The sequence below is a fragment of the Oerskovia sp. NPDC056781 genome (assembly GCF_042789955.1).
Lineage (GTDB): Bacteria > Actinomycetota > Actinomycetes > Actinomycetales > Cellulomonadaceae > Oerskovia > Oerskovia rustica.
Window position 1 is genome coordinate 1 of record NZ_JBHUAD010000167.1, and the last position, 8851, is coordinate 8851.

Below are 8851 nucleotides of genomic sequence, written 5' to 3' on the forward strand. Positions count from 1 at the left end.
GTTCGGGTCGTCAGACGTGCCCGGCGGACGACCCGAACTGCACACTCGACGCGGGCGCGCGGCAGCGCGTGCTCTCCACAGGCCCGGTGTGCACTGCACAGGATGCGCGGCGCGACCGCCGGAACCTCCTATCATGAGTCGTGAGTTCCGACTGGTTCGACCTGGCCACCCAGGGCACCGAGAGCGGTGAGCTGGCCCGGTCGATCGACTGGTCCGCCACCTCGCTCGGCTCCCCCGACACCTGGCCCAAGACGCTGCGCGCCGCCGTGCGCCTGTGCTTCAGCACCCGCTTCCCCATGTTCATCGGGTGGGGTCCGGATCTCGTCATGATCTACAACGACGGGTATCGGGTCCTGCTCGGCGAGGAGAAGCACCCCGCAGCCATGGGTTCGCCGTGCGGCGTGGTCTGGGGCGAGGTCTGGCCGCAGCTCGAACCCCTCTTCGAGTCCGTCCTCACGACAGGCGTTGCGACCTGGGAGGAGGACTACCGCCTGGTCGTCAACAGGTCGGGCTTCGAGGAGGAGACGGCGTTCACGTACTCCTACAGCCCCCTGCGGGACGAGGACGGGACGATCTGCGGGGTCATGGACGTCGCGACCGAGACCACGGCCCACGTGGTCGCCGCGAGACGTCTCCAGACCCTCGGCACCCTCTCCGCGACCCTCCAGCGCCTCCAGGGCGACGTCGACGAGCTCGCGGCCGCGACCGTCGGGGTGCTCGGACGCAGCGTCGACGTCACGCGCGCCGACCTCTACCTCGACACCTCTGCCGGTCTCGTGGCGTTCGCCTCGACCCACGAGCGCCACGACGAGTCGGTCCCGTCGCAGGTCCTGCGCGAGGTCGCTGACGAGCGGCGCCTCGACCAGGTCGGCAGCGCGCTCGTCGCACCGCTCGCGGCCACCCGCGACCGGGCCGCGGCGGGCGTGATCGTCCTCGAGGGCAACCCGCTCCGCCCGGACGACGACGACCAGCGCTCGTTCCTCCAGCTCGTCGCCTCCGCGGTCGGCACCGCACTGAGCAGCACGCTCGCCCAGATCCGTCAGGTCGACGAGCTGCGCAACGTCGCGAACGCCCTCCAGGACGCGATGCTCCCCGACGACCCGACGGCCCCGGGGTGGCACACCCGCTACCGGCCGGCCGACGACAGCCTCCTCATCGGCGGCGACTGGTACGACGTCGTCGACCTGTCCGGTGGGCGCTTCGGCCTGGTCGTGGGTGACTGCGTGGGCAAGGGCCTGCGCGCCGCGGCCGTCATGGGACAGCTCCGCAGCGCGAGCCGCGCCCTGCTCCTGGAGAACCTCGGACCCGCGGCCACGCTCGAGGGCCTCGACCGTTTCGCGCGGACGCTGCCCGGCGCCGAGCTCGCGACGGTCCTGTGCGCGATCGTCGACGAGAACGCCCGCACCCTGACGTACTCGGCCGCAGGCCACCTGCCCCCGCTCGTGGTCAACAAGGCCGAGACGTGCTGGCTCAACGAGGGTCGGGGCACGCCCCTGGCCCTCAGCACCGCACCGCGTCCCGAGGCGACCGCCGCGCTCGACAGCGGTGACGCCGTCGTGCTGTACACCGACGGGCTCGTCGAGCGCCGCGGCGAGCACCTCTCGGAGGGCCTGCGCCGCCTCGCCGACGCCGCCCTCGCGATCCGCGAGGAGCGCCCGGCGTCCGACCTGCCGGACGCGCTCCTCGCCGAGCTCCTCGCCGACGGCGCGCGGGACGACGTCGCCCTGCTGCTCTACGAGGTGCCCTGACCCGCTAGGCGAGCCCCGCGTCGTGCACGCAGATCGCGACCTGCACGCGGTTGTCGGCCCCGAGCTTGTCGAGCACGCGCCCCACGTGGGTCTTGACCGTCGCGATGCTCAGGAGCAGGCTCGCCGCGATGTCCGCGTTGGACAGCCCCGTCCCGATCGCGACCGCGACCTCGAGCTCGCGCTCGGTCAGCCGCGCGAGGCGCACCTTCGCGGCGGCCTCCCGGTCGTCGACGGGCTGACGTGCGACCGCCGTGATGAGCTGCTGGGTGACGGACGGCGACAGCATGGACCGCCCCTGCGCGACGAGCCGGACCGCCGCGACGAGCTCTGCGGGCGGCGTGTCCTTGAGCAGGAAGCCCGCCGCGCCCAGCCGCAGCGCGGTCAGCACCATGTCGTCGGCGTCGAACGTCGTCAGGACGATGACCTTGAGCGTCGGGTCGGCCGCGCGCGCGATCTCCAGGGCCGCCAGCCCGTCGCGGCGGGGCATGCGGATGTCCATGAGGACGACGTCGGGCCGGGTCCGCGCGATCTCCGGGACCGCGGCGATACCGTCGGAGGCCTCGCCCACGATCTCGATCGCCCGGTCACCACCCAGGATGAGGCGCAGTCCCGCCCGGACGAGCGTGTCGTCGTCGACCAGGACGACACGCAGGGGTGCGTCCGTCGGCACGATCTCGGGGGCGGCGGGAGTCAGAGGGGTCAGGTCCACGGGAGCCACGCTCTCACGACGAAGCAGCCTGACCCGTCGGGCCCCGCGGTCAGCTCGCCGCCCGTGAGGCGTGCACGCTCCGCGAGCCCCGTCAGCCCCAGGCCCGACGGCGGCGCGCCGGACGGGCACGGCCCGTCGCCGTCGTCGGGCACGCGGACCGCGACGAGCGGGTTGGTGACCCGCACCGTGAGCCCCTCCCCCGGGGCGCCGTCGATCTCGACGCTGACCGGCCCGCCCGGCGCGTGCTTGCGGGCGTTCGTGAGCGACTCCTGCAGGATGCGGTACGCGCTGCGGCTCACCTGGTCGCCCAGCCCGGCGAGGTGCTCGGCCGTGCCAGGAGCGACCTCGCACGTGACCGGGTCGGAGCCGTCCGGGCCCTGCACCTCGGCCAGCAGGTCGGGCAGGGCGGCGAGCGTCGGCTGCGGTCGCTCGGGGGCCGCGCCCGGGACGTCGGTCTCGCGCAGGACGCCGAGGACCTCGCGCAGCTCGGTCATCGCGAGGTGCGCGTTGTCGCGGATCACGCCCGCGGCCGCCGCCGTCTCCTCGGGCGTGAGGTCCGTGCGGTACGCGAGCGCCCCCGAGTGCATCGCGACGAGCGAGATGCGGTGCGCCAGGACGTCGTGCATCTCGCGCGCGATCCGGGTGCGCTCGGTCGAGCGTGCCTGGTCGACGCGCGCAGCCTGTTCACGCTCGGCCGTCACCGCCCGCACGCGCCAGGACTCCGCGAGGTCGCGCCGGTTCCCGATCGAGACGCCGATCGCGACCACCAGGCCGTACATGAGCGCCCCGACGACGACCCACACCCACCAGGGCGTCGCCGCCCACTCGGGGATCATCGAGCGGAAGAAGGCCTCGTTCGCCAGACCGGACGCCATGTAGACGACCCCGACGCCCGCGATCTCCCGCCACCGCCGACGGGTCGCGAGCGAGATCAGAGCGATCACGACGGCCCCCGCACCGAAGGTCGTGAAGCCGCCGACCACCGCCATGAGGAGAGCCACGGTGAGCGGTGCCGCACGGACCGCCGGGAGGAGGACCAGCGCGACGACGCCGAGAAGGAGGTCGAGCAGGAAGATCGCGGCCCATTGCTCGAAGGTCGCCCCCTGAGGGTCCTCCGCCGTCAGGAGCGCGTTGGCGAGGTACAGCAGGGCCCCGAACCCGAACGCTGCCCCCAGCCGCCAGGACAGGTCGAAGGCCGAGTAGGGCACGTAGCGGATCGGCGGAGCAGGAGGCATGCGGCGAGACTATGCGCGTGGACAGGGGGTGCACATCGCCAGTCGGGACGACCCGGGGTCACCCGAAAGGATCAGGCTCCCGCCGCGCCCGAGGGCTCCTGCCGGACGACGACGGCGACGCCCCCGGAGCCTGGTCCGGGAGCGCCGCCGTCGCGCACCGGTCCGTGGACCGGCGGGGGTGCTGGGGGTCAGTCCGCTGCCGGGGCCTCACCCTTCGCCGCGCGGTACGCGGTGAGGACGGCCTTGGGCAGGCGGCCCTTGGGGCTCACGGTGTGGCCGTTCGCGAGCGCCCAGGTGCGGATCTCGGCGGTCGTCTCGCCCGGCAGGAGGTAGCCGGTGCTCTTCGGGGTCGCGGCGGGGGCTGCGGCCGCCTTCGTCGCGGCGGGGGCTGCGGCGTCGGCGACGGGATCGGGCTGGGCAGCGGCCTCGGGGGCCACCTCGACGACGACCGACTCGACGACCTCGACCGTGACGGCTCCGGTCTCGACGACCTCGGGGGCCTCTGCCACTGCCTCGACCGTCTCGACGACCTCGGGTGCCTCGACGGCTGCGACGGGCTCGGCCGCCGGCTCCGGCTCGGTGGCTTCGACGACGGACTCGGTCTCCACGACCTCGACCGCTGCCACCGCCTCGGTCTCGATCTCGATCTCGGTCTCGGTCTCGGTCTCGGTCACGGCGACCTCGACCGTCTCGACGACCTCGACGACCTCGACCGTCTCGACCGCGGTGGCGGGCTCCTGCTCGACGGCAACCGGCGCCTCGACCTTCGGCGCGGTCTCCGGCTCCAGGACGGCGATCGCGACGGGCGTCGTCGCAGGCTCGGCCGCTGCGGCGGGGGCGACCGGCGCCGTCGTGCGGGCCGGTGCCTGCGCAGGAGTGGTGTCGGCAGCGGTCTTCTGGGTGACGTCGAACAGGGACGCGACGCTCACCACCGGTGCGGCCTCCGCCTTCTTCCGACGACCCTTGAACCAGCTCAGCAAACCCATGACGACCTCTCGGCGAACGATGCGCACACCGGTCGACGTGCGCGCGGCAACTCTTTCACATCTCGGACAACCGTCGGTAGGGCGCCCACGACCCGCTCGCGGGCTGCCGCCGCCGGTCCGCGGACTACCTGTCGAACGTCTGATCGGTCGGCAACGTCACGTCGCACGTCACGGGAGCGCCCGGAGCGGCCGAGGTGGCCTCGACGAGCACGGCCTCGTTGGTGCGCCCGACGTCCTTGAGGACCCGGCACGACGCGGTGCCCTCACCGGTGGGGGTCGCCTCGACCCGGGCCGGCTGCCCGGCGGCCACGACCGCCTCGGTCATGAACGGCGACTCGACTGGACCGGTCGCGCTCTGCTCGACCGATGCGCCCGTCCGGTCGCCCGCAGGGGCCTGAGTCCAGACGACCGACTCGACCCCCGTGTCCGACATGACCTCGTAGGTGAGGAAGTACGAGTCGATCGGCCGGTCGATGATCGCCGTGCGCAGCGCCAGGAACCCCACCACGAGCAGGGCGATGCCCAGGATCGAACCGACGACGACGAGGACAGGACCGACCTTGCTCTGCACAGCACACTCCGGATGATCTGCGGCCGAGGCGGGGTGCGCGGGGCCGACGGGGACGGACGCCGGGTGCGGCGCCGTCGGGCGCACCGCGATGCCTCCGGCCCATGGGGCGGGGCGTCGGGTGCGCTGCTCCCACGCTAGGCGTGCGGACCAGGGGGCGCATCGACCCTGCGGGCGAGGTGCGGACGAGGTTCCGTGCAGGCGCGTCGGCACTGCGGCGTACCGGCGTCCCCGCGGGGGGACAACCGGACACCGGGAACTCGCTCGACTCGCGGGCGGCGCGCGCGGTGTACTGGGGGCGAGCCGCCCCCACCCCGCCAGGAGTCCCATGTCGTCGTCCCCGAGTCTCGACACCGAACGTGAACGCCTCGGCCTGCACGCCGACTGCGCGAGCTGCTTCGGCCTGTGCTGCGTGGCGCTCGCGTTCACGCGCTCGTCGGACTTCCCGATCGACAAGGACGCGGGCGAACCGTGCCGCAACCTGCGGCCCGACCACCGGTGTGGCGTCCACCCGGAGCTCCGCGAGCGCGGGTTCGTGGGCTGCACGGTCTACGACTGCTTCGGCGCGGGGCAGAAGATCTCCCGGGTCGCGTTCGCCGGGCAGGACTGGCGCGAGCACCCCGAGGTGCGGTCGTCGATGTTCGCGCTGCTGCCCGTGCTGCGACACGTCCACGAGCTGCTCTGGTACCTCACCGAGGCCGTGGCGCTGGTCGCGGGCCGGGACGGCGCCGACGCCGGAGAGAGCAGCCCGGACCCGGCGCTGACCGCCGACCTGCGCGCCGCCGTGGACCGGGTCGAGCGCCTCTCGCTCGGCACCCCGCGGGACCTGCTCGCACAGGATCTCGACGCCCTGCGCAGCGGCGTCAACCCGCTCCTGCTCCGGGCGAGCGAGGGGGCTCGCGCGCGCTCGCGCCACCAGCCCCGGGGACGGCGTGCGGACCACCGCGGCGCCGACCTGGTCGGGAAGCGGCTGGCCCGCGCCGACCTGCGGGGGGCGAGCCTGCGCGGCGCCCTGCTCGTCGGGGCGGACCTGCGCGGCGCGGACCTGCGCAGCGCCGACCTCGTCGGGGCCGACCTGCGGGGGACCGACCTGCGCGGCGCGGACCTCACCGACGCGCTGTTCCTCACCCAGGCCCAGGTCGACGCGGCCCGCGGCGACACGACCACGCGTCTGCCCGACGGGCTCGAGCACCCGGGGCACTGGACCGTCGCCACGGCGGATCCTGCCTCCGAGCCCCGCCCGCGTCCCCGCGGCGACCACCCGCGCAGGGCGACCCGACCGCGACGGTGAGCGGCGCCGTCGGGCGGGAGGAGCCCCCGCTCGCCGGGGGCCCTCCGAGCGTCACCGCTGGACGGTCAGCTCCAGGCCCTCTCCCTCGGTGAGCGACCGGTCGACGACGATCGTGTCGCCGTCCGCGACCTCGCCCGCCAGGAGCTTGCGCGCCAGGCGGTCGCCGATCTCGCGCTGCACCAGGCGGCGCAGCGGGCGCGCCCCGTACGCCGGGTCGAAGCCTTCGAGCGCGAGCCACTCGCGCGCAGCCGGGGTGACCTCGAGCGTGAGGCGACGGTCCGCGAGGCGCTCTCCGAGCCGGTCGACCGCGATGTCCACGATCCGCCCCAGCTCGTCGAGGTTCAGCGGGTCGAAGATCACGACGTCGTCGAGCCGGTTGATGAACTCGGGCTTGAAGTTCGACCGGACCGCCGACATGACGGCCTCGCGCTTGGCCGCGTCGTCGAGCATGGGGTCCACGAGGAACTGCGAACCCAGGTTCGACGTCAGCACCAGGATGACGTTGCGGAAGTCGACCGTGCGGCCCTGGCCGTCGGTCAGCCGCCCGTCGTCGAGCACCTGCAGCAGGATGTCGAAGACCTCGGGGTGCGCCTTCTCGACCTCGTCGAGCAGCACGACCGAGTACGGCCTGCGCCGCACGGCCTCGGTGAGCTGGCCACCCTCCTCGTAGCCGACGTACCCCGGAGGGGCACCGACCAGTCGCGCGACGCTGTGCTTCTCGCCGTACTCCGACATGTCGATGCGCACCATGGCGCGCTCGTCGTCGAACAGGAAGTCCGCGAGCGCCTTCGCGAGCTCGGTCTTGCCCACGCCGGTGGGTCCGAGGAACAGGAACGAGCCCGTGGGGCGGTCGGGGTCGGCGACGCCCGCACGAGAACGTCGAACGGCGTCCGAGACGGCCGCGACGGCGGCCTTCTGCCCGATCAGGCGCCTGCCGATCACGTCCTCCATGTGCAGGAGCTTCTCCGACTCGCCCTGGAGCATGCGGCCCGCGGGGATGCCGGTCCACGCGGACACGACCTCGGCGATCTCGTCCGCGCCGACCTTGTCGGCGATCATGGGTGCCTGCTGGGCCGTGGCGGACTCGTCGCTGTCGATCGACGCCTCCTCCTGCTCGGCGGCCTGGAGCTGCTCCTGGACCTGCGGGATCTCGCCGTACTGGATGCGGCCCGCGGTCTCGAGGTCGCCCTCGCGGATGGCCCGCTCGACCTGCACGCGCAGCTCGTCGAGCTTGGCACGCAGGTCACCGACGCGGTTGTGGCCCGCCTTCTCGGCGTCCCAGCGCGCGGTCAGCGCGGACAGCTCCTCGCGACGGTCCGCGAGGTCGGCGCGCAGCTTCTCGAGGCGCTCGCGCGAGGCGGGGTCGTCGGACTCCGAGAGCACGACCTCCTCCATCTCCAGGCGCGTGACGGCGCGCTGGAGCTCGTCGATCTCGATGGGCGAGGAGTCGAGCTCCATGCGCAGGCGCGACGCGGCCTCGTCGACCAGGTCGATCGCCTTGTCGGGGAGCTGGCGGCCCGTGATGTAGCGGTCGGACAGCGCGGCGGCAGCCACGAGCGCCGAGTCGGCGATGGTCACCTTGTGGTGCGCCTCGTAGCGCTCCTTGAGCCCACGCAGGATCGCGACGGTGTCCTCGACCGAGGGCTCGCCCACGAAGACCTGCTGGAAGCGACGCTCCAGGGCCGGGTCCTTCTCGATGTGCTCGCGGTACTCGTCGAGGGTCGTCGCACCGACCAGGCGCAGCTCGCCGCGGGCGAGCATGGGCTTGAGCATGTTGCCCGCGTCCATGGCCCCCTCGCCGCCCGCACCGGCACCGACGACCGTGTGGAGCTCGTCGATGAAGGTCACGACCTCGCCGTCGGAGGACTTGATCTCCTCCAGGACGGCCTTGAGGCGCTCCTCGAACTCGCCGCGGTACTTGGCGCCCGCGACCATGGCCGCGAGGTCGAGCGAGATGAGCTTCTTGCCCTTGAGCGAGTCGGGGACGTCGCCCGCGACGATGCGCTGGGCCAGCCCCTCGACGACGGCCGTCTTGCCGACGCCGGGCTCACCGATCAGGACCGGGTTGTTCTTGGTGCGGCGCGAGAGGACCTGCACGACGCGGCGGATCTCCGAGTCGCGCCCGATCACGGGGTCGAGCTTGCCCTCGGCGGCGGCCGCCGTGAGGTCCTGGCCGTACTGCTCGAGCGCCTTGTAGGTGCCCTCGGGGTTGGGGCTCGTCACGCGGCCCGAGCCACGGACCGCGGGCAGCGCCGAGCGCAGCGCGTCGGCGCTCGCCCCGGCGTCACCGAGGATCTGCGCGGCGGGCGAGGAG

At 73.5% G+C, this 8851-nt stretch carries 7 protein-coding genes; 2 read left to right on the plus strand and 5 right to left on the minus strand.

What is annotated here, in order from left to right; genetic code table 11:
* Positions 1 to 140: 140 nt before the first annotated feature.
* Positions 141 to 1748 (plus strand): PP2C family protein-serine/threonine phosphatase, encoded by a 1608-nt coding sequence (locus ACFRCR_RS13705; RefSeq protein ID WP_377678253.1) that lies wholly within the window; start codon positions 141 to 143, stop codon positions 1746 to 1748.
* Positions 1749 to 1752: 4 nt separating this feature from the next.
* On the opposite strand, the gene ACFRCR_RS13710 is transcribed toward ACFRCR_RS13705, so the two are convergent.
* From ACFRCR_RS13710 to ACFRCR_RS13725, 4 genes are all read right to left on the minus strand, one after another.
* A complete protein-coding gene (locus tag ACFRCR_RS13710; RefSeq protein WP_377678261.1) occupies positions 1753 to 2451 on the minus strand; it encodes a response regulator in 699 nt (232 codons plus the stop codon).
* Positions 2448 to 3692 carry a sensor histidine kinase gene (locus ACFRCR_RS13715; protein ID WP_377678255.1) on the minus strand — a complete coding sequence of 415 codons (1245 nt, stop codon included), beginning with the start codon at positions 3690 to 3692 and terminating at the stop codon, positions 2448 to 2450. The genes ACFRCR_RS13710 and ACFRCR_RS13715 overlap by 4 nt, the downstream gene beginning before the upstream one ends.
* Before the next feature lie 188 nt (positions 3693 to 3880).
* Positions 3881 to 4678, minus strand: a complete 798-nt coding sequence (locus tag ACFRCR_RS13720; RefSeq protein ID WP_377678256.1) for a histone-like nucleoid-structuring protein Lsr2 — start codon at positions 4676 to 4678, stop codon at positions 3881 to 3883.
* A 124-nt stretch (positions 4679 to 4802) separates the two neighbouring features.
* A complete protein-coding gene (locus tag ACFRCR_RS13725; protein ID WP_377678257.1) occupies positions 4803 to 5249 on the minus strand; it encodes a hypothetical protein in 447 nt (148 codons plus the stop codon).
* A 325-nt stretch (positions 5250 to 5574) separates the two neighbouring features.
* Between ACFRCR_RS13725 and ACFRCR_RS13730 the strand changes: the two genes are divergently transcribed.
* Positions 5575 to 6537: a pentapeptide repeat-containing protein gene (locus ACFRCR_RS13730; protein WP_377678258.1), complete on the plus strand. Its 963-nt coding sequence runs from the start codon at positions 5575 to 5577 to the stop codon at positions 6535 to 6537.
* 51 nt (positions 6538 to 6588) lie between these two features.
* Here the strand turns inward: ACFRCR_RS13730 and ACFRCR_RS13735 are convergent.
* Positions 6589 to 8851, minus strand: a 2263-nt coding sequence (locus ACFRCR_RS13735) for an ATP-dependent Clp protease ATP-binding subunit (RefSeq protein WP_377678260.1), incomplete at its 5' end; no start/stop codon positions are given.

Bases quoted from the DNA above. Each gene is read 5' to 3' on its own strand.
- ACFRCR_RS13715 (WP_377678255.1), bottom strand. From the start codon at position 3,692: ATGCCTCCTGCTCCGCCGATCCGCTACGTGCCCTACTCGGCCTTCGAC.
- ACFRCR_RS13720 (WP_377678256.1), bottom strand. From the start codon at position 4,678: ATGGGTTTGCTGAGCTGGTTCAAGGGTCGTCGGAAGAAGGCGGAGGCC.
- ACFRCR_RS13730 (WP_377678258.1), top strand. From the start codon at position 5,575: ATGTCGTCGTCCCCGAGTCTCGACACCGAACGTGAACGCCTCGGCCTG.